This window comes from Fulvitalea axinellae, assembly GCF_036492835.1.
Classification (GTDB): domain Bacteria; phylum Bacteroidota; class Bacteroidia; order Cytophagales; family Cyclobacteriaceae; genus Fulvitalea; species Fulvitalea axinellae.
The window spans coordinates 281,255-302,146 of the sequence record NZ_AP025318.1 but is presented as its reverse complement, the minus strand read 5'-3'; the positions used below and the strand labels follow the sequence as shown (position 1 = coordinate 302,146).

Annotated in this window: 13 protein-coding genes; 1 reads left to right on the top strand and 12 read right to left on the bottom strand. The window is 47.9% G+C overall.

Features of this window, described 5'->3' with window-relative positions; all coding sequences use genetic code 11:
- Positions 1-282 precede the first annotated feature (282 nt).
- A complete protein-coding gene (locus AABK39_RS24355) occupies positions 283-495 on the top strand; it encodes a PID-CTERM protein-sorting domain-containing protein (protein ID WP_338395624.1) in 213 nt (70 codons plus the stop codon).
- 79 nt (positions 496-574) lie between these two features.
- Here the strand turns inward: AABK39_RS24355 and AABK39_RS24350 are convergent, their stop codons facing one another.
- The 12 genes from AABK39_RS24350 to AABK39_RS24295 all read right to left on the bottom strand — a co-directional run bounded on the left by AABK39_RS24350 (position 575) and on the right by AABK39_RS24295 (position 20,700).
- Entirely contained in the window at positions 575-1,129 is a 555-nt protein-coding gene (locus AABK39_RS24350; RefSeq protein ID WP_338395623.1) for a thioredoxin family protein, read from the bottom strand.
- Between the two features lie 109 nt (positions 1,130-1,238).
- On the bottom strand, positions 1,239-1,601 hold the full coding sequence (locus AABK39_RS24345) for a DoxX family protein (RefSeq protein WP_338395622.1): 363 nt from the start codon (positions 1,599-1,601) through the stop codon (positions 1,239-1,241).
- Between the two features lie 299 nt (positions 1,602-1,900).
- Complete coding sequence (locus AABK39_RS24340) at positions 1,901-3,445, bottom strand: Gfo/Idh/MocA family protein (protein ID WP_338395621.1); 1,545 nt, start codon at positions 3,443-3,445, stop codon at positions 1,901-1,903.
- A 65-nt stretch (positions 3,446-3,510) separates the two neighbouring features.
- Positions 3,511-5,007 (bottom strand): sugar porter family MFS transporter, encoded by a 1,497-nt coding sequence (locus AABK39_RS24335; RefSeq protein ID WP_338395620.1) that lies wholly within the window; start codon positions 5,005-5,007, stop codon positions 3,511-3,513.
- A 297-nt stretch (positions 5,008-5,304) separates the two neighbouring features.
- Complete coding sequence (locus AABK39_RS24330; RefSeq protein WP_338395619.1) at positions 5,305-6,210, bottom strand: sugar phosphate isomerase/epimerase family protein; 906 nt, start codon at positions 6,208-6,210, stop codon at positions 5,305-5,307.
- A 197-nt stretch (positions 6,211-6,407) separates the two neighbouring features.
- On the bottom strand, positions 6,408-7,154 hold the full coding sequence (locus AABK39_RS24325) for a 3-keto-disaccharide hydrolase (RefSeq protein WP_338395618.1): 747 nt from the start codon (positions 7,152-7,154) through the stop codon (positions 6,408-6,410).
- A 174-nt stretch (positions 7,155-7,328) separates the two neighbouring features.
- Complete coding sequence (locus AABK39_RS24320; RefSeq protein ID WP_338395617.1) at positions 7,329-8,810, bottom strand: Gfo/Idh/MocA family protein; 1,482 nt, start codon at positions 8,808-8,810, stop codon at positions 7,329-7,331.
- A 195-nt stretch (positions 8,811-9,005) separates the two neighbouring features.
- The gene (locus AABK39_RS24315; protein ID WP_338395616.1) at positions 9,006-11,432 is read right to left on the bottom strand and encodes a LamG domain-containing protein; all 2,427 of its coding nucleotides are present in this window, start codon (positions 11,430-11,432) and stop codon (positions 9,006-9,008) included.
- A 367-nt stretch (positions 11,433-11,799) separates the two neighbouring features.
- Entirely contained in the window at positions 11,800-13,605 is a 1,806-nt protein-coding gene (locus AABK39_RS24310; RefSeq protein ID WP_338395615.1) for an alpha-amylase family protein, read from the bottom strand.
- A 627-nt stretch (positions 13,606-14,232) separates the two neighbouring features.
- The gene (locus tag AABK39_RS24305; RefSeq protein ID WP_338395614.1) at positions 14,233-16,104 is read right to left on the bottom strand and encodes a hypothetical protein; all 1,872 of its coding nucleotides are present in this window, start codon (positions 16,102-16,104) and stop codon (positions 14,233-14,235) included.
- Positions 16,105-16,206: 102 nt separating this feature from the next.
- Entirely contained in the window at positions 16,207-18,720 is a 2,514-nt protein-coding gene (locus AABK39_RS24300; RefSeq protein ID WP_338395613.1) for a helix-turn-helix domain-containing protein, read from the bottom strand.
- A gap of 105 nt (positions 18,721-18,825) precedes the next feature.
- Positions 18,826-20,700, bottom strand: coding sequence for a heavy metal translocating P-type ATPase (locus AABK39_RS24295; protein ID WP_338395612.1), 1,875 nt, complete (start codon positions 20,698-20,700; stop codon positions 18,826-18,828).
- Between the last annotated feature and the right edge of the window lie 192 nt (positions 20,701-20,892).

Sequence of the window (20,892 nt, the reverse complement as noted above, 5' to 3'; positions counted from 1 at the left end):
TTCGATGTTATTATTGCAAAAAATAAACAAAGCAATATTTTATTTGACAAAACAACTCGAGCCCTCTGACCAAGGCTCAGAAAGTAATATTGTTTCATTTATTGTATGGTTTTTCGCTGTAAGTGCGTGATTATAAAATGTGTAAGATTGTTTTAGTAAAGTCAAAGAAACAAATATTGAAGAAATATAGAAAGATTTATTTTTTTGTTTATATGTTATATATTACAAATCTGTCATAAAACATATGACTTGCTCACTACTCCAACACACATATTGTTTAGTATGGAAAAACTCATACTTATATCTTTCATTTGTTTATTGTTACCATCAACAAACGCCTTTTCCCAACTGGGTCCAGGTCTACCAAATGATCCAGACGATCCGCCCTCACCCAATGTTCCGATAGACGGTGGCGTAGGATTACTTGTAGGAGCGGGAATAGGGTTAGGCATCAAAAAAGTGCGAGAAGCGAAAAAGGGTTCGGAAAAATTGTAAAATGACCGTATAAAAAAACGGTTCGCATATTTAGCATGCGAACCGTTTTTGAGAAAACTGGGCAGAAACTCCGCCTCACTTATTTCCACTTTATATTACAGCCCATACTCGGAAGTTGTTCGCCTTCCACAGGCTTGCCTTCCAGTACAGCCTCCAACGCAACTTTAAGGTCATTGCCAGTAACAGGCAATGAGTTACCCGGCGTAGATTCGTCAAAACGACCGCGGTAAACGCATTTCTTGTCTCCGTCAAAAACGTAGAAATCCGGCGTGCAGGCGGCATCGTAGGCTTTGGCCACCGATTGGTCCTCGTCGTACAAGTAAGGGAACGGGTACTTGTTGTCTTCCGCACTTTGGCGCATCTTGTCGGGAGCGTCTTCAGGGTAATTCTCAGCGTCGTTGGCGCTAATGGCGACAAACGACACTCCCCTTTTTCCGAAACGGGTAGCCACGCGTACCAACTCCTCGTTAATATTCTTCACAAACGGGCAATGGTTACAGATAAACATCACCACGGTAGCTTTGTCGGAAGCCAGTTCATCCAAAGTCAGCACATTTCCCGATACGGTATCCGGAAGCGAAAAAGCCGGGGCCTCCGTGCCCAACGGCATCATATTCGATGGTGTTAAAGCCATTTTCTAATCAATATTTACAAAAAAACAATCGTCCGTAAAAATAGGCTTTTTTTTGGTTCGCACACCTTTAGCCCACACTTACGACCTTCTTTTCCTGTCGCTTTTCGGCTTATGCCTTCGCAAAGGCTTTTCTTTCCGAGAAATAAGAAACCAAGACTAACACCAAGCCCATAATAGCTCCCGACTGTTGTCCATCCTGTACTTGCACATGAGCGATGATAGCCAACACCAAATCAATAAAAAATCCTAAATAGGCAAGGTTTTTCAGCAAGTTGGATTTACGGCTAATGACAGCCACAACACCCAGTATCTTAGCCACCGCCAACGGATAAACAATGGCCGAAGGGTAGCCGAACTTGACGAATAATTTTGCCACCATTTCGTAATCCGTGAAATACATATAGGCCGAGAACAGCATCAGGGCAGACAGCGCCAGGGTAGATATCCAGAAAATGATTTTAAAAGCTTTCATGAAAAATTGGTTATTGAATTCGTTTGATAATTTTTTGACTAAAATTCCTTACGAAGGGATAATAGAAAAGTTGTAAACTCTACCCGGAATTTGAATATAATTACCAACTAGTTGAAGCCGTTTACCAAAAACGAAATACGAATCTTTACAGAACAATTTCTTAATCCTTCTTTACTGCCATAAAATCATTTTTCCGAAAATAAAAAAAACGCCCGTTTTCAGGCGTTTTTTGAGAATGAAAAATCGGAAGACGGAAACTGCGACTTATTGCCGGGCTTCCGTGAAGGAATAAAAAGAGACTAAACTATTTTTTCGTTGTCTTTGTCCCAGAACACCGTACGGCGCTCATGGTAAGCGGCCGTAGCCATATGCGTAGCGATACCTTCTTCAAAACCACGGTCGATATTACAGCTGGTGTCGCCGTTGACGCGGATGGCGTCGAGCCACTCGCTCATATGCAGGAAGTGTGTCGAGTAATTCTTGCCCTTACGGGTAGTTGCCAAAAGCCCGCGTTTGGCGAAATAGCGTTCCGTCGCCGTACTCAAACCGTCGATTCCTTTTACCGGGTCATAAATATAGGCTGGCTCAGAGGCGCTTACATCGCCTTTTTTCAGCAGGTCACGATATTTTTTGGAATTACCGTCCACCATAAATTCCATCCGGCTTCCCAGATTGATGGTGGCGTCGCTACCCATTACTTTTTTGCCACGATAATGGCCATTGGCCAGCGAGGCGCTATAAAGCATAGTCACGTCCTTTTCAGGAAATTCCAAAGCGATCTGGATCACGTCGGGCACGGTACGGCCGTCTTTGAAATGGTAAATTCCGCCCGAAGTGGTGGCCGAATGCGGAATACCCGTCTTCATCAGCTGATTGAATACGTCAAACTCGTGCGTAAACAAATCGCCGATAAGGCCCGTGCTGTAATCCCACCAACAACGCCAGCGGAAAAAGCGCTCCTTGCTGAATTCGTGCTTAGGCGCAGGACCGATAAACTGATCCCAATCGATCGTCTTTGGGCTGGCTTCCGGATGGATTCGGTAAACCCACGCGCCGTTTGGCGAATTCCGGTTTGTCGTGGTTTCCATCAAGGTAATATTCCCCAAAGCTCCTCGATCTACCAGCTGAGACGCACGACGGTAGCTGTCGATCTGACGGTTTTGGTGGCCGAGCTGGAATACTATTCCGCTTTTCTTTACGGCATCGCGGACGGCATAAGTCTCGTCCAATTTCCAAGTAATCGGCTTTTCCACGTAAACGTGTTTGCCACGCTTGGCCGCCTCAATAGTCATCGTGCCGTGCCAGTGGTCCGGCGTGGCGATCACTACCGCATCAATCTCCGGATCGTCCAAAAGTTCCGTATAAGTGCGATAGCGCTTCGGCGGTTTCTCCAATTTGCCGTCTTTGCCTACACGATGTGCGTTGGAAGCCGCCAACATGGCCCGCTCGGCATGTACGTCAAACACGTCGCAAACGGCCGTGATACGGATGCCCAGATCGGGCTGTTCCATAAAGTTTTTGTAGCGGGTATCGTCCGGATTTTTCTCCAATCGTTTTTTCAGATTATCGATATGTTCCGGCGTCACGAACCCCAGACCCTCCATCAAATGAGTACCGCGGATACCGGCGCCGATAATCCCGACTTTGATAATCTCGCTCCGGTCCACGCTCCGGTTCTCTTCTTCCTGAAATTGGAACGGAATACCTTTACGCTTTTTGTTTTTTCGTCTTCTGAAAAAATAATCCAACTCCCACGCAGCCAAGCCCACAACAGGTACGGCCACCATCCCTTTCAGGATGTTTCTCCTTTTTATTTTTTTATTATTCTCTTTCTCCTTCTCCATCTCAAACGTGTGTTAATGTGTGCGCATTCGCGACAAAGGGCTTTAGTCCTTTACAATCGGTGATTTTACAGGTCCCAGATTTTTTGCATTTCCTCCAAAGATTTCCCTTTGGTTTCGGGCACGAACTTCCATATGAAGGCAATAGCCACAACGCACATAGAACCGTAAACCCAGAAAGGAAATCCGCCGTGGAATTCGGCTTGCAAATAATCGTTTTCCATCATCAGCGGGAATGTCTGCGATACCAGATAATTGGAAATCCACTGAGCAGCAACAGCTACCGACAGCGCTCCGCTCCTGATTTTATTAGGGAAAATTTCCGAAAGCAATACCCAAACCACGGGGCCCATAGACACCGCAAAACAAGCGATATAACCCAACACGAAAGGCAACAGCCAAGTGTCAGTATTCTGGAAATAAGCCGCCGTACCGATGGTAACGATACAAATGCCCATGCCAGCAGTACCCAACAGCATCAAAGGCTTGCGTCCGAATTTATCCACAGTAAAAATAGCAACTACTGTAAAGACCAAGTTCACGGCCCCAACCATAACGGTTTGAAGCATGGCGGTATCGGATTCGCTTCCCAGGTTTTTGAAGATTTCGGGGGCGTAATACATAAACACGTTAATGCCGGTAATCTGCTGGAAAACCGAAAGCATAACGCCCACAAACACCAAAAACACCACTTTGGAATTGCGCCAGTTCATTCCTTCCAAGTTAGAAGTAGTTTCGGCCAAGCTCGTGCGGATCTCGTCCAAAGCCTTGCTCGGGTCCAGATTGACGCTTACTTTTCCCAACACCGACAGAGCCTCCTTTTCGCGGCCTTCCTTTGCCAACCAACGCGGACTTTCAGGAACAAAAAACAATAAAGCGAAGAACAAACCGGCCGGAATAATCTCGGAACCGAACATCCAACGCCATCCCGAATTCAACAGCCAATCCTCATCGCCCTGAAGGGAAATATAATAGTTGACAAAATACACAACCAACATCCCGATCACGATAGCCAGCTGATTGCAAGACACCAGTTTACCGCGCATTTCGGCCGGAGCCATCTCAGCGATATACATCGGCGACACCATTGAAGCGATACCAACACCAACACCACCGATAATACGATAAACGATAAATTCCGAAAAGTCCATAGCGATGGCCGAACCGATAGCCGAAGCCACAAACAGCACAGCGGCCAAAAGCAAAGACTTTTTACGGCCAAGGCGTCCACTGGCAAAACCGGCGATAGAGGCTCCGATCATACAACCGACCAAAGCACTGGACGCCGCCCAGCCCATTTCCATGGAATCAAGGCCGAAATATGTACGAAGCGGCCCGATGGCACCCGAAATCACGGCGGTATCGTACCCAAAAAGCAAACCGCCCAGCGCAGCCACGGCCGTCAGCAGATATATGTATCCCATGCCGGCACCTGTCGCCTTGGGCTCCATTACCGGCGTTTCCAATTTATTGTCTGTCATTTTTTTCTGGTGTTTATGGTGATTGGTATGAGGTATTGGGTATGAAGTATTAGGTGTGAGTAAATTGTAGAAAACAAGACGCAAAGAAGGTTTCGCGGGACTTTACGTAATTTTACTGCGTTTATTTACTCGGTATTATGTATTAGGTATCTGGCCGGTAAAAGACGTATTCACGAATTCAGGTTTGGCTCAACACAACGTGTATTGCAAGCACAAGCTTTTCCTACATACACTAGATCAATCTTCCCGACAGCTCACCTAACCTACTGAAAAACAGAATATAGCTCCATAGAATCACACACTAACGATCGCAAAATAGATGGCTACACCTAATGCCTGATACAAAAAGCCAAACACCTAATACTTAATACGTTTACCAACTTACATCAAAAGCCCACGGCACTGTTCCAAAAGCCATTTGGTGGCCAGGATGCCTTCTTTTTCACCCAACCTTTTTCCTTCGTACTCAATACCTACGTGTCCGCGATAGCCGGCGTCTTTGACGATTTTCATCAAACGGTAATAATCCATTTTCGTCTCTCTTCCCAAAGAGTCGAAATCGTAACTCTTGGCACTCACGCCTTTGGCATAAGGCATCAGTTCGGCCACGCCCTTGTAGCGGTCATAAGTTTGTCCACCGCCAATGCGGAAATTGCCGAAATCGGGCAAAGTGCCCACATTACGGCGATTCACCTTCTGCATTACGCCAGCCAGCCATTCGCCGTTTGAGGAATAACCGCCATGGTTCTCCACTATCACGTTTATTCCCGCTTGCGAAGCGTATTCCGACAATGACGAAAGCCCGTCCACCGCAGCCGATCCCACGTCTTCGGCGCTTCCTTTGCCATAAGCGTTTACGCGGATGGAGTGGCAACCCAAAGTCTTGGCCGCGTCGATCCACTTATAGTGGTTTTCCACGGCTTTTTTACGCTCGCCACCGTTCGTATTGGCCAAACCGCCTTCGCCGTCCACCATTATCAGCAGGTTACGAACGCCGTTGTCGGCCGCCCGGCCTTTCAGCTTGTTGATGTACTTAGGGTCGGCCGACTCGAAAAATCCGGTCACATATTCCACGGCGTTGATGCCGTAGTCTTTCGACGCTCTTTCGGGAAAATCCAGATTGCTGTATGTTTTCGCCCAAATAGACTTGCGCACCGACCATTGAGCCAATGAGATGTCAAACCACTTACCATCGGCGGTTTTCTCACTGCGTCCTACATTGGGAAGCGCCGCCAACCCGGCGAACATGCCCAATTTCTTTATAAAAGATCTTCTTTCTGATTTCATAATCAAGCGGGAATTCAGCGCCGTCCCAGACCATTTCTGGCCCGTAGCGTTACGCTGTAGTTCTTTGGAATTATTCGGCAATGGCGCAGAGACTCGGTAATATCAAAAAGGTTGCTTCGTCGTCGCCGAACGGAAAAAGTGGACAAAAGACGGGGAAACAATCCCCCGCCGTTTGTATATCGTCACTCGTCTTTAGTTTACATTTTACGGATTTTGATATTGCGGTACCACACGTCGTCACCGTGGTCCTGCAATCCGATATAGCCAGACTTGGCTACGTTAAGGAACGTGTCATAGCTCTTGAACTTACTGTTCAATACCATGTTCTTCCAGTCCTCAGTCCAGAGGTGGTATTCCAAAACGTTTTTGCCGTTCATGTTATGAACAACGGTTCCTTTAAAAACGGTAATCTTCACTTTGTTCCAGTCGCCAGACTTCATGTTCTGCGGCTGGGCCGAAATCAAATCGTAAAGAGATCCCGCACGACGGTTACCGTCCGTACCGAGATTCCAGTCGATATGGCCAGGGTCCAACACCTGCATCTCAGGAGCGCTTTTCCAGATCGGCTGGCCTTCGTCTTCGCGGGCCAAGTAGAAAATACCGCTGTTGCCGCCTTTCTGAAGTTTCCACTCAAGCGAAAGCTCGAAGTTGTCGAATTTCTTGTCGAAGATGATGTCGCCACCACCGCCGGCCTCGCCGTGGCCAGAACCGATGCAATGCAGGGTTCCGTTATCGATCACCCAACCTTTTTCAGGAAACTTGTCCTTGTTGTGTCCGCGCCATCCGGCAGTGGTCTTGCCGTCAAACAGCAATTCCCATCCTTGCTCGGCTTCGGCCTCGGAAAGGGCGTTCATACTCGCTTCCATTGTCTTAGTGTTTTTCGAGCCGCAAGAGCCAAAAGTGAAAGCTGCGGCAATGGCCAAAAATATCGATAATCTTCTCATTATTCCTTTATGTTTTGGGTAGATCCGGAACCTGCGTTCCGGATCTGGTTGTTGTCAATGTTTCGTGTAAGTAACTTAAGCAAAAAGGTTTACAGTATAGCCTTTTGTCTCCCGAAGAATCTGAAATCTTACCTAACCGAGACTATACTCGTTTTGCCTTCTAGCCTGTACTTTTTATGCGAAAGGCTTGATTTCCCAACCTTTGCGGTACTTCGGCTTAACGTAACCGGCCGCCGCTTCCAGAGCGTTTTGGGTAGCGTACTTAGTATCGAAAATCGGGTGACCGTTCACTACCTCGAAGTGATCCGAAGTAACAACTTTGATCTGTTCGCTGTCCGAAATATTGGTGAAACGCATGTTGTCGCCGTCCCAAAGGAGTTTCTTCTTAAGGCTTTGCAGGCGCAGGCCGAGGTTACCCATCAATACCATTTCGGTCAATGGTCCGGCGTTCTCGAAGTTAGAGCTGGCCTCTACACGGCTTGACGGATCTTCCTTACAGGCACGAACCCAGTCCATGTAGTGTCCTTGGTCGATACGACGAAGAGTCTGCTTAGGCCTCTTGAACTTGTCCATTTCGCTTGACGGCAAGAGCATAGGGTTCTTGCCATAGCATCCGCAAACGATTTTTCCTTTGGTTCCTTCGAAGATCACGCCACCGCTCGGATCGAAACGCTCACTTTCGAGCATCTCGGCCGGACGCTCCGGAAGAATACCCCCATCGGTCCAGGTAACCTTAAGCTCGGGCATCTTAACTTTGCCGAATTTCTCCCTTTTCGGAAATTCGAAATGGATAGTCGAGGCTAGAGGAGCACTCTCGGTGTTAAGCTGCGTAGAGCTGGCTTCTACGCTTGTAGCGTACTTCAAGCGGAGAGCCTGAACAACCGGGTCGAGGATATGGCATCCCATATCGCCCAATGCGCCAGTACCAAAGTCCCACCACGCGCGCCAGTTCCAAGGCGTGTAGATCGGGTTGTACGGACGGTACTTGGCCGGGCCGAGGAAAAGATCCCAATCCAACGTGCTCGGCGGTTGCGGCGTACCCTTCGGACGCTCAAGGCCTTGTGGCCAGATCGGACGGTTTGTCCACGCCTTCACTTCCTTCACTTCACCGATCTTTCCGCTCCAAATCCACTCGCAGATACTTCTTACGCCTTCGCCTGAGTTGCCTTGGTTACCCATTTGGGTGGCCACTTTGTATTCTTTGGCCATATTGGTCAAAACGCGAGCCTCGCTAACGCTAAGTGTCAACGGTTTTTCCACGTAAACGTGCTTGCCCATCATCATAGCCGTGGCGGCTACCAACGCGTGGGTGTGGTCCGGTGTGGCAACCATTACCGCGTCGATATCCTTCATTTCGTCGAGCATCTTGCGGAAATCTTTGTAGCGCTTGGCTTTCGGGTACGTTTTGAACGCCTTCTCCGAATAGTGCCAATCCACGTCGCAAAGACCCACGATGTTTTCCTTGTTCATGGCATTGAGAACCGAAAGCCCGCGGCCACCGACCCCAACACCGGCGATGTTCAGCTTATCGCTGGGAGCCTTGTGCCCCAAACCCGCGATTACGGTGCTTGGCAAGATACTGATTCCGCCTAGCGTCACCGCCGACTTGGCGACAAAATCCCTGCGTGAGAGTTTCGTTTTCTTCTGGTCGTTCATAACAAAAAGTTATTTTGGATATAAAAAGCCCTTAACATTTTTCGCCAGTAACCGCTCCGATAGATTTTCGAGCGATTTCCAAGGGCCAATTACGCCGACCGTCATTAATAAAAACTTAAGAAAGCGATTCCAGAGTATTAATCACATATTAATTTAATACTTTACACTACTGATTATCAGTGAAATAAAAAAATATCATTTTTTTTCTTCGGCCCACTCATAATGCTCGCCATAACGTTCGAAATACTCTTTTCTGAACATTTCTACCGCCTTATCGGCACGGCTTTCACGGTTGGTAGAACGCAAAATATCTATTTTCCTGAACAAGGCCTGTTCATTTGTAGGATCATGAAGCAATATGAGATTGGCCACCTCCAAGGTTTTGTCACTCTCCATTTTCTTCCATTGGAGCACCGGTTCGTAAAGGTCCAAAAGCTTATTGGCGATCTCGGATTTGAACGGATCAAGGTGCGGTATTTCAGTCTTCGGGAGGAACCTTCCGCGCGAAAGGATCTTCGCCAACACATCGATATCCGGTTTATCATTGGCCAAAAGGGCCACCACGTTTTTGTAGTCGCAGAATACCAAGTCGGAATCGAGCTCCACGCGCCAATGCCGGTTGGCCGTGACCAATTCCACACCGTCTATTTCGGCCAAGATATCTTTGATCCGTTTAATATTTACGTTACGGTTGTTGCTGGCTTTTTTAAGCGGAAGATCCGGCCAGAAGATCTCGTTAAGCTCAGTCACGGAAATTCCCTGACGGTATTTGAAACTGAACAGCAATATTGTCAGGAAAAGGGACTTCAGCTTGGGCGTGAATCGGTCGGAAACGTCATTGCCGTCGCGATCGAGGGCCTGAAAGTAGCCAAACAGGCGGATAACGTTCCGCTCGGCGATTTTTTCGGCTTCGTTTTCCGCCTCATTCTTACTCTTCCTTACTCTCCAGAATATCGCAAACGCAATCAACAAACAGGCTACGGAACCGGAGCCTATTAAATAGTAGTTCGTCGTTTCGGCTTTCACTTCCTTTGGACGATGGCGCTCGGGCGAGGTATTGATCCGGCCACTTTGCATGTACAATTGCTTGATATCCACCTCGCTAAGCGACCTGTTCCAAATAGCCAAATCATCGGTAAAGCCGTTGAAAAAGAGCTTGGTGTCCGGCTCGTAGAAGTCGTCGCGCTTGCCGAAGAGGAGCTTGCCCGTACCCATAAACGGCAGGTGCCCGAAGGTACTGGCCTGTCTTACTCCGTTGAGAAACAGGCGCTGTTCTTCGGCGTCTTTGTCAAAGCTCCAAACCAAGTGGTTCCACTCGTCTTTTTTGAGTTGTTTATCCACTGTAAGGTCGCTGGAATAGAAGCCCAGATACGGTTTTTGGCTTCTGAGCATAAATTGCAAACCTTCGAGATAACGGTTTTTTTCCGTACAGAGAATCGGATGGTGATAAGTGTCTTCGAAGAATTTGACCCAAAGGCTAATCGTAAAACTTTGGTCCGTAATGCCCAAATCCTCTACGTTTCCCAAAGTTACGCAAACCTCGTCGCGGAAATCGGCGACGGTTCCGCGGGCTTCGTCGCGGGTGAAACCGCAATTGGTGGGCAAAACGATGCCGTCCACTCGGTTTTCCCAAATGCCGTCCATCGGGTAGTAAACTTTCAGGCCGTAGTCAAGGGGCATACGCTCGCCCCAGAAAACTATCGTGGTATCCTCGCGCGAGGGGCGGACAGAAACGCTTTCGGGCGTAAAATACAGGCCATTTTTCTTAGGGGAAAATTCGGTGTCGCGTACCGCGTGCGTCGGAAATGAGAAACGGCTACCGCTGGTGTGCAGATTTTCGCCCCGCCACCTTACGGGTAGCGTGTCCATCGCCGATTTGCGGTGGATAATTCCGGAAACCACCCGCATGGAATTGAGCGACCCGGCCACGCCGCTCAGCCATGACTGGTCTTGGCGCAGGTAGACGAAATTGGGCTTCTTCCCCACTCGTTTCCAGAAGTTTACGTAATTTTTTTGCCATACCGGAGTTCTCGCCAAATTTGTCCCTCCGTAGCTATTGTCCATCTCCCACCCGGTTTGGTCGATAAGCATCAGCTTGTTGTCAGGATATGAGCGTTGCGGATCGGAAAGTACCCGTTCCGGCACCCAGTACACAAAATCGTCCAGTGAATGGAACAGATTATCGGTGGCGGAAGGTTCATCAGAGAAAAAAACGAGCGTATTGCCCACTTGGCGCATTTCTTTGGCCGTAGGCCAGTCTTTTCCTTTCGGATTACGATGTGTCCAGATTCTTAGCCCGTATTTGTCCACGCCCTTGCGCAGGGTTTCGGAATGTCCTTTGGCATTGACAAAAAATATGAACATCAGGCTATTGGGATCACGTCGCTTGTTTTCCAAAAGCTTTTTGAAAAAAGCGAGCATCCCTTTGTCGCCGGCTTTCAGGTTTTCGGCAACGTCCACCACCAAGCCGGCACCATAGTTATTCAGGCTCCCTAAGTGCCAATAGTCTTCCAAATAACCGGATTTCTTCACCACATAAGTATTGTGGTTGATAATCCTGTCGGCGCATACCATATTGGCGATTCCGAACAGCAAGGCAAACAGAAGCAAAGCTTTTCGCATAACTCATCGCAATTCAATCCCGTTCACATGGCGACAAAAAGCGCGGACCGGGTTTCCGCCATAATCGCCGTAAAGAATTTCTATACCTAAGTTATCCTTTTTAGCAGAAACGCCGAAAGCCACAAAGGCCAAATTGTGCGAGAAAGCCCTCCAAGCCGGGAATATCAAAGGTTAAAGCCCGCAAGTTGCCAAAATTTTAGCACGATAGCCACACTCGCAAAACGAATCGGACCCAAAAATACCGTAAAGTCACCAGCCAGCTCCGCCGCTAGAAACAAGTACGGTTTCTCAAACAAAAAAAACGCCCTCCGAAACCGGGAGGGCAAATCCACACAAAACCAATGAGCGACCGCTGCAGTCGCAGGCATTATTTTCTTTTCAGAACCAAAGACTGTAAGCCGTCCGCTTTCACGGCGATTTTTCCGTCTTTCATTCCGTATTCTTTTCCAGTCAACAGATCAAGGTAAGCGCCGTCTTTGGCCAGTTCTTTCGGCAATACGATTTGCCCGTCGAATTTCTGGTCTTTTGAGAAGTTGGCGAATACCACCACCTGGTCCTTGTCGTCCTGACGAACGAAAGTGTACATCTTGTTAGTGTATCCTTTAGGATCCGCCTCGCGGTTGAGGGCGTGGATCAACTTCAGGTCGCCTTTGGCAAATACCGATTCGCTACGGGTAACGTTAAGCACTTTGGCGTAGTAAGAACGCAAGGCTTTTTCGGCTTCGGTCAACTGACCTCCGTCGAATTTGCCACCGTTCATCCAACGCTGATGGTTCGGTACGCCCCAGTAATCGAAGATAGTCGAACGGCCGTCTTCTCCGCCGAAACCTTCGTCGCCGGCGCCCGGCTCGCCCACTTCCTGTCCGAAGTAAACCATCATCGGTCCTTTCTGGAGCAATGAGCTAACCACCAAAGCAGGACGTCCAAGCTCGGCGTCGCCGGCGAATTCGCCTGTGGCGATACGTTGCTCGTCATGGTTTTCCAAGAAACGGAGCATATGCGGCGCCACGTTCGAAAGCCTTTCCGAGATCTCCGGCAAGTTGTCCGTGCTGCCGTGTCCCTGCATTACGTGCTTAAGCGTATCGTACAGGTCCACTTTGTCGTACAGGTAATCGAATTTACCTTTATTGATGTAGTTGTAATATTCTTTAGGATTGTAAATCTCAGCCGTGAATTTGATATCCGGATTGATTTTCTGGATTTGCGGGATCACCCAGCCCCAGAATTCAACAGGAACCATCTCGGCCATATCGCAACGGAAACCGTCCACGCCTTTTCCGGCCCAGTAAGCCAAGATATCGCGCATCTTGTTCCAAGTGTCGGGCGTCTGCTCGAAGTGTTTGGTTCTTCCGTTTTGATAATCCACGCCATAGTTAAGCTTGATTGTCTCAAACCAGTCATGGATGCTCGGCTTCGAAGTAAACACGTCGTTGCCGGTGGCTTTGGCCGGAGTTTCGTCAAACTTATTGTCTTCGCCCTTGAAGCTCAAGTCGCCCAGCGGGTTGTTTTCCGCAGGAACCACAAGCGTTTCGCCCGGGAAGTAGTAGAAGTTGTTCTGGGCCGAGAATTTTCCGGACTTGTCATCCGACGCGCCGAAGTCCTCTACGCCCTCAGGCTTGGCGTCCGAAACGTAGTTACGCGCAACGTGGTTCGGGATAAAGTCGATCCACACGTTCAAGCCCAAGTCATGAGTCCTTTTTACCAAAGCCTCAAACTCTTCCATACGCTTGTCGATATCGGTGGCCAAAGCAGGATCCACGTCATAGTAATCCTTGATAGCGTAAGGCGAGCCCGCACGGCCTTTCACCACGTCCGGATCGTCGAGCGATATGCCGTGAGCCGTGAAGTCCTCCATCTGGGCGTGTTCCAATACGCCAGTGTACCAAACGTCGGTCACGCCGAGCTTTTTGAGCTCTTCCAAAGCCTTGGGTGTGATATCGTTGAATTTGCCGATTCCGTTTTCCTCTATCGTACCGTATTTCTTGTTGGTCGTAGTCTGGTTACCGAAAAGGCGCGTCATCATTTGGTAGACCACCACCTTCTGGTCGGGCTTCACCCTGCTGGCAGTCGTGATCTTCGAAATTTCCTCGGTTTTGGTTTCTTTGTCGGAGCTTCCGCAAGCGCCCATGGCCAAAGCGGCCAACAAAGAGGCTGATATCGCTACTTTCCTCATGGTGTTTATCCTCTGGTTTACATTCACCGGCTAAAGAACGTCGGAAGTACCCTTTTCGGCAAAAATGTGCGGAAATAGTGAAGATTTTATTACGAAAACGTTTTCATAAATGGGATTTCTCCAGATAGAAAGGAAGAATTATGTAGTCAGTAAACCCCAAAACGCACAAAAATCAGGATGATAACCAACCTGAACCGATATGCTTCTGAATTGGAAATATTTTTTCGAAGTCAAAATACCTGAACGCTATTTTCCCCGTCCTAACTGATATCAAACAGGTTCAAACAGCTTCGGAAGCCCTCTTTGCAGGTAAAAACCCCGTCTCAACAGGGTTAAATGGCCTATTCTGCATCACTTATCCAAATCATTGTATAATTTTCCAAAGAATTTGCAGGTAAAGTTGCCATCTCAACAGGTGTTTTACCCGATCGGACTGCTCAAATTGGTATCCGGACTAGCATTTTACCCAATCGGACTGATCAAAATGGCATTCGGACTAGCATTTTACCCAATCGGACTGATCAAAATGGCATTCGGACTAGCATTTTACCCAATCGGAACACTTAATACGGCATTCGGAATGGCAATCTGCTTTTAGAGTCTCGCAACATACGAGTAACTTAAATTTTAATAAACCAGCCTATTTGGAAGATGACCATTCGAACGCCTGTCTCTACTACTCTTTCCCACTCTAGTCAGGTAAGGCGCTTCGGTTGGTGTGGATGGCGCTTCTTTCAGCTTTTCCAACAACTTGGCTTCCTGCTTTAAAAGCCCTTTGTAACTAGCCACATGAGCAATTAGTGACAAGCCTTTTCCTTCGTCAATATAACCTTTGTCCAACAGATCGCCGTACGCTTCCCAGCAATGCACCATCACTTGTGTTACGGTTGCCGTATAGTCATTTCCTCCCTCCAATGCTTTTTCGGCAATCTCAACCAATCCGAAGAGCGGGATATTGAAAGACATCACTAAGTCGTCACGCTTTTTGAAATATTCCTGGCCTTTAGGAGTCAAAACATACTCATTCAACGCCTCGGTAGTCTCTTTACGCCTTGGCACCAAGAACGGCTGTAGGAGTTGCCTATAATCTTCTTTTTCAGGTCCGCTAGATTCCAATGCCGTAAGCACACCTTCGCTTCTGGAAGGCGCGGAAGGCATTATCTCCGTTTGGTCAGGAACAGGCTCTGAAGTATTGACTTGCGTTCCGCCACCTGCTACTTGACTCGCTTGGTGGTCAATTCCTGTTTGTTCGATAAAACGGCGAAGCTGGTCATCATCCAAGGCCATATCTTGCCGTTCGGCGTCCACGCCCAACTGAACTCTGGAAAGAGATTCGGCCAGTCTCAATTGGTCATCGTCTTCCGTAGTTTCTCTATCGATATTAGCCGGAATTGAAGTGACCGGAGGAACTGATGTTGTAACGCCCGGCCCACGGTCAGAAGCTACGGCTTCCAATATGGCCAGTTGTTCCTGCACCTCCTCATTTTCCTGATAAACGTTTACGGAACCTTCTATTTCCGAATTTCTGAGCGCTATAGCCGTAGCCAAATCAGGAATTTCCCCTGTGGTTGTCGCCGGTGGCGGTGCGGAAGGAGCGAATTCCGGAGCGGTGGGCGAAGACTCCTGAGGCGGTTCTTCGGTCCTGATACTTTCCTGTTCCGGGGGCATATAACCTTCCATCGGGAATACTTGCTGTTGCTCCGAGGATCCCTGTTGATATCTTTCCATCATTGCTTCCGGAGGCATATAGCCTACAGCGGGTTGATGAAGTACTGGCGCTGGCTGGGTGTATTCTATTGGGTTATCAGGTGGGAAAAAGGGTTGCCGCTCTGGGTAAGGCAGGCCATATTCCACATTTTGTTGATGGTAATCGGCCTGTTCATATGGTACGTCGGTTGGCTGTTCGGTTACAGGATATCCTTGTTGATACGGCGGATAAATATATTCTCCATAATTGTATCCCTGTTGATAGCCTTCCGGCGCATGTTGCTGATATTCGCCTACTTGCTGTCCGGGCTGTTCGGTGATGGGGTAGCCATTGTAAAAAGCCGGATAAGTATAGGCCCCATAATCGTAGGGCGGGTGGTACCCATAGCCTTGTGCATAATAATCTGCGTTGTATTGGCCGGGGTAAACCTGTTGCTGGGGTACTTCTTCAGTCTCAGGTTCTTCAGAGAAATTCTCAGCCCGGATATCCAAACCCGGAACGTACGGGGTTCGGCCATTCTTGATATCCTTATTGAGTTTTTTCCACTCGCGGGAGGCTTTCCAGCGTTTTATTTTATCGCCGAAAATAGCCTGTACGGGACCTTTCCCCATCATCCCTTGCCAGTCGGCCTGTTGGCTCGCTTCGGCCCTGCCGTCACTCATCGTGACGCCATCGCTACCCGCTCCCCCTCTGTTTCTTCTCTTTTTTGAAAGAATATCGAATACTCCCATGCCCCTTCTTTCCTTTTCCCCTCCCGCATTGAACGAAATGGCGAAAAGGGCTGTTCCCAAAAGCAATATCAGGAATGGAATTCATTAAAAATTACAAAATTCAGCGCAAAATAATGACATAAATGGATGCCGATCCTTTCTTATTTATTCCAAACCAAAATATTATTGCTGTTCCTTAACGCGACCGGGAGAATACCCGAAATGCTTTTTGAAACACCTTGAAAAATACGAAGGATCGTTGAACCCTGTAGCGAAAGCTATTTCTTTTACGCTCAGTTTCTCATTCTCCAACAACTCTTTCGCTTTGGCCATTCTGATGTCTTTGATCAGCTCCGACGGTGAAATACTTGCCCTCTCTTTCATAGTCCGATAGAGGCCCGAACGGCTCATTCCCATTTTTTCGGCCAACGCGACTGTAGAGAAATCAGGTTCTTCCAGATTCTCTTCCACTATTTTCCTGACTTTGGAAAGCAACGGATCTTCCTTTTCCGGCTCTAACGAGTCCACATTTTTGTTGTCCGATCGTTTCTTCCAGAAAGTTCCGCCCAAGACCAATAACAGGATTCCGACGCCTACGGCGCTATAAACCCAAACGGAAAATGGCGGGGTAGTTAATTCCACACGCACTGGATCACCTTTGGTTCCGTAACCGTCAAACGGCTCAAGTTCAACCCACATTCCCTTTTTGGGCTTCTTCTGAAGCTTAAGCGTAGTGCTGGCTTTACTAACCGATTTCCAAATGGTATCGCCCGGCATTATCCGGTAGCGGAATCCCATATGAGCGCGACGCGCATGGCCTTTCACCCGTACCGAAACAGTTCCAAGACTATCCGAACTGTTGTAGCTGTATTTTATCGCCGGCTTTGTGGCTGGTAAATGGTTCGGCACAATGCACCAGACGCCTTCGTTTGACCCTATCCAAATAGTCCCGTCGGGAGCGGTGGTCAGCTTCTTTCGGTTAAACGATCTTGCGTTGGCGGAGCCGTACAGTTCGAAAAACTGGAAAAGCTCTATCTCCGGAACGAACATGTAGAGCCCTTTGTGCCTTCTGCTAGGCAACCAAAGGCGCCCGACTGAATCCTTGCCCAAGCCAGCAAACTGCGGATAGATTTTCATTGGATAATGCGCTTCCAACTCGTTCCCTGTTTCTATATCATACAGGCCGAGGCCTTTGACATTTCGAATCCAAACTTGTCCTTTCCGCCTCGATTCCACGGAAAGGCTATTCATCGAATAATACTCCCCGTCTTTTTTCTCCCAAAACCCGACAGGAGTTTTACTGGTGATCAAAGTTTTCCAGATTCCAGGTACTTCCTCCAATGTCTGATATTCTTTGGAAGCGACAGCACCTTTGTCAAACGCAAAAGTTTTCAGGCCGTCAGCATAATTGACCAGCATCCGACCATCTTCCATCTGATGCATGAAAAACAAAGATCTTTTATTTTCATAAACCCCATTTAGAGTTAATGAAGGCCTGTTTTCGGCGAACGAGACGTTATAATGATACAAGCCCGGCCCTCGGGGCCCGATCCAAAGGCTGCCTGTATTATCGATCTTGATCCGCTCGATAAATTTAGGCATCCTCTCCGCTTTCAGGCTACGGATTATGCCTTCCTTCTTGTCAAGGTATTTCAGCCCTCCGCCAGAGGTCCCTATCCATACCAAACCGCGGTTGTCCGCATAAATTCCGTTAACGAAATTGTCGCTTTGCTCAGTGGCTTGCTCAAAACGGTAATGCTTGAAAAAATTGTAATGGAAATCGAACACCATCGTTCCGCCTTTTTCCGTTCCCACCCAAACGGCTCCCGAACTGTCGCGGAAAATGCAGTTGATATTCTTATTAAAAAAACTGGCGTAATCTTCCCTAACCAAATTAACGGGAACAGGATTCAAAACTGAGAGATCCATAAAAAATACGCCTTCTCTTTTCGTGCCGAAGATCAAACAATCTCCCACGGCCTGCATACAGGTGATGTTTTTGCCCGTATTCACCTTTTTAAGCAACGTCAGGCCGTTTTCGCTCCATTTCTCGACTAACCCCTCATTGTGCAAGTAAACGCTTCCCCCGGCGACATGAATGCCTTGATAATCGCCCCGGTTTACCAAAAAGGATCTTCGGCCCGGTTTCTGGCGCCTTACCCCTCCTTCCGCTAACGCATACCAGATCCTCTGTTTAGGCTTCGGGCCAATGGCCAAACCTTTGTACCTTCCGCGTTGCAAAGTGTTCAGGATATCCAGTTCCCCCTTCGGGCCGGATTTTACACGGTAAACGCCTCTAGGGCTTCCCAACACCAGTGAGCCGTCCGCTAGAAGCTCACAAAACGAAATCTTTCCTGACAGATACGGCCATTTCAGTTTTTTGATCTCCGTGTAGCTCTCGTTCATCAAGAACGATTTTCCTCCTTGATCGCCCATCAAAAGGCTTCCGTCGGGCATTGGGCACAAAAAACTCAAGGAAAGAGAATCCGCCAGCAGTCTTGTACTGTCGCCGTCATTAAGCAACAAACCGCCGGTGGTGGCGATCAAGACGTTTCCGTTCTTATCTTCCTTAATCTGTTTTACACTTCTGCAAGGATAGCCCGTCTGCTCGTCCACCAATCTCGGTTTGAGTTGCGACCAAGCGAAAAAAGGCACCGTATACAGGAACACAAAAAATAATATCCTCAAAATTGCCATATCGATTCCTTCAAAGGAAAATCCGGCACGATCCGGAACTTCCGCACGAAACCAAATGTACGTAAAAAACGCATATTGCGCCAAGCGTCGCCTGTTCTGATGCTTTTAGGAAAATTTTCGCAACCTCAGACTAAGCGCTATAACGATTAACATTACCCCGACATCCGCAAAGATTGCCATCACCAGATTGCTCAACCCCGCTAAAGCCAATGCCAAAAACAATAATTTCACGCTTACGGCCATTACCGTATTGATTTTTATCCGCCGGTTCATCTTCCGACCAAGGCGAATCAAGAAAGGAATCAACGACGGCCGGTCATTTAACAATGACACTGGCGCCACTTCTATCGCCGTATCGCTTCCCGCGGCTCCCATCGCTATCCCGACATCGGCCAGGGCCAATGCCGGCGCGTCGTTTACGCCATCTCCCACCATGGCTACTTCTCCATATTCCCGCTTCAGCAAGTTCACCTTATCGGCTTTTTCGTCGGGTAACAGGCCTGCGTAATATTCCTTGATTCCCACATGTTCGGCCACATAACGGGCCGTGTCCTTATGGTCGCCGGTAAGCATTACTGAAGATACGCCTAACAGGGCAAGCTCAGAGGTCATGTCGGCGCTTTCTGGTTTTATCTCATCAGTAATGCCTACAACACCCCGAACCTCGTCTCCTAGCACTACTACCACCGCCGTCTTTCCCTCGGTTTGCAATCTGTTTATGTCCCCGATTACCTTATCCGACACTTTATTCGTCTCTTGGATAAAGTCCAGATTACCGACTCTGATATTTTTGTGCTCGCAAACTTTACAAACCGCTTTGGCTCCTTTTCCCACCACGCTGTGGAACTTCTCTACGGGGTGAATCTTATATCCTTTGTCTTTGGCCGCGTCCACTATCGCTTTTGCCAGAGGATGCTCAGAGAATTGTTCCGCTCCGGCCAAGCAAGAAAGTAATGTTTCGTCATCTATCCCATAAGCCAAAACGTCCGTAACGACAGGCGTACCGTACGTCAGGGTGCGTGTTTTGTCAAACCCAATCGCTTTAACACGTCCCAAAAGCTCCAAAAACTTTCCGCCTTTGATAACTATGCCTTTTTCGGAAGCCTTCCCTATTCCCGCAAAAACCGCCACGGGAGTCGAGATTACCAGAGCGCACGGGCAGGAAATCACCAGAATGGTTATCGCTTGGTTCAGCCATTTGTCGAATCCGGCATCAAACACTAACACCGGAACGGCAACCAGCAAAACGGCGATAACAACAACCGAAGGCGTATAAACTTTTGAAAATCGTTCTATGAACTTCTGCGTTTCCGATTTATTCGCCGACGCTTCAAACGTAATCTTGATAATCTTGGAAAAGGTGCTGTCCTCATGCTTCTTGGTCACCTTTACTTTCACAAAACCTTGCTTATTGAGTGTTCCCGCAAATACCGGATCTCCCACCGTTTTGTCTTTTGGCAATGGTTCGCCCGTAATGTTCGCCTCGTCCACGCTTGTCTCCCCTCCGACTACTTCGCCGTCCAAAGGCATCATTTCACCGGGTTTGACAGAGATTATTTGCCCAACCTGAATATTTCCGACTGGCACACTTGTTCCTTCTTCCAAAATAGCCGTTTTCGGACTACTTTTCACCAAGGCTTCCAAAGCCGATTTACTCTGCGAAACGCCAATATCTTCCAGCCTTTCTCCCAACAAAAAAACTAGGATGACCACGGCCCCTTCTACATATTGCCCTAAATAGAATGCTCCCGCAACCGCAATAACCATTAAAAGATTAATGCTTTTGAAATTGAATTTCAAAAGTGCCTTCGCTCCTTTGAGCAATACTCCGTTTCCAAAAATAAGGATAGCTCCGCCAAAGAAAAACGGGGCAATTTTTTCGGGCAAACGAATATCAAATAGGTCTAGAATCTCAAACCCCACAATTATGATCACGCTTACCAACAGTATTTTGAATTTCTTATCTTGGTCTACACTCATAGCGTAAGGCTATTTGGGTTTTGTTATTTCTCCTAAGGGAATATAAATGATATAAAATCACAACAGTTTTACCCTCTTTTGTTGTTGTTTTAATTATTTTAATATGTTTTAATTGTTTTCGGGCCCTGTAACTTTCTGATTCACAATCTTTCACAAGCCTATACCCCAACAGAAACCCCGCTAACTCCCAAC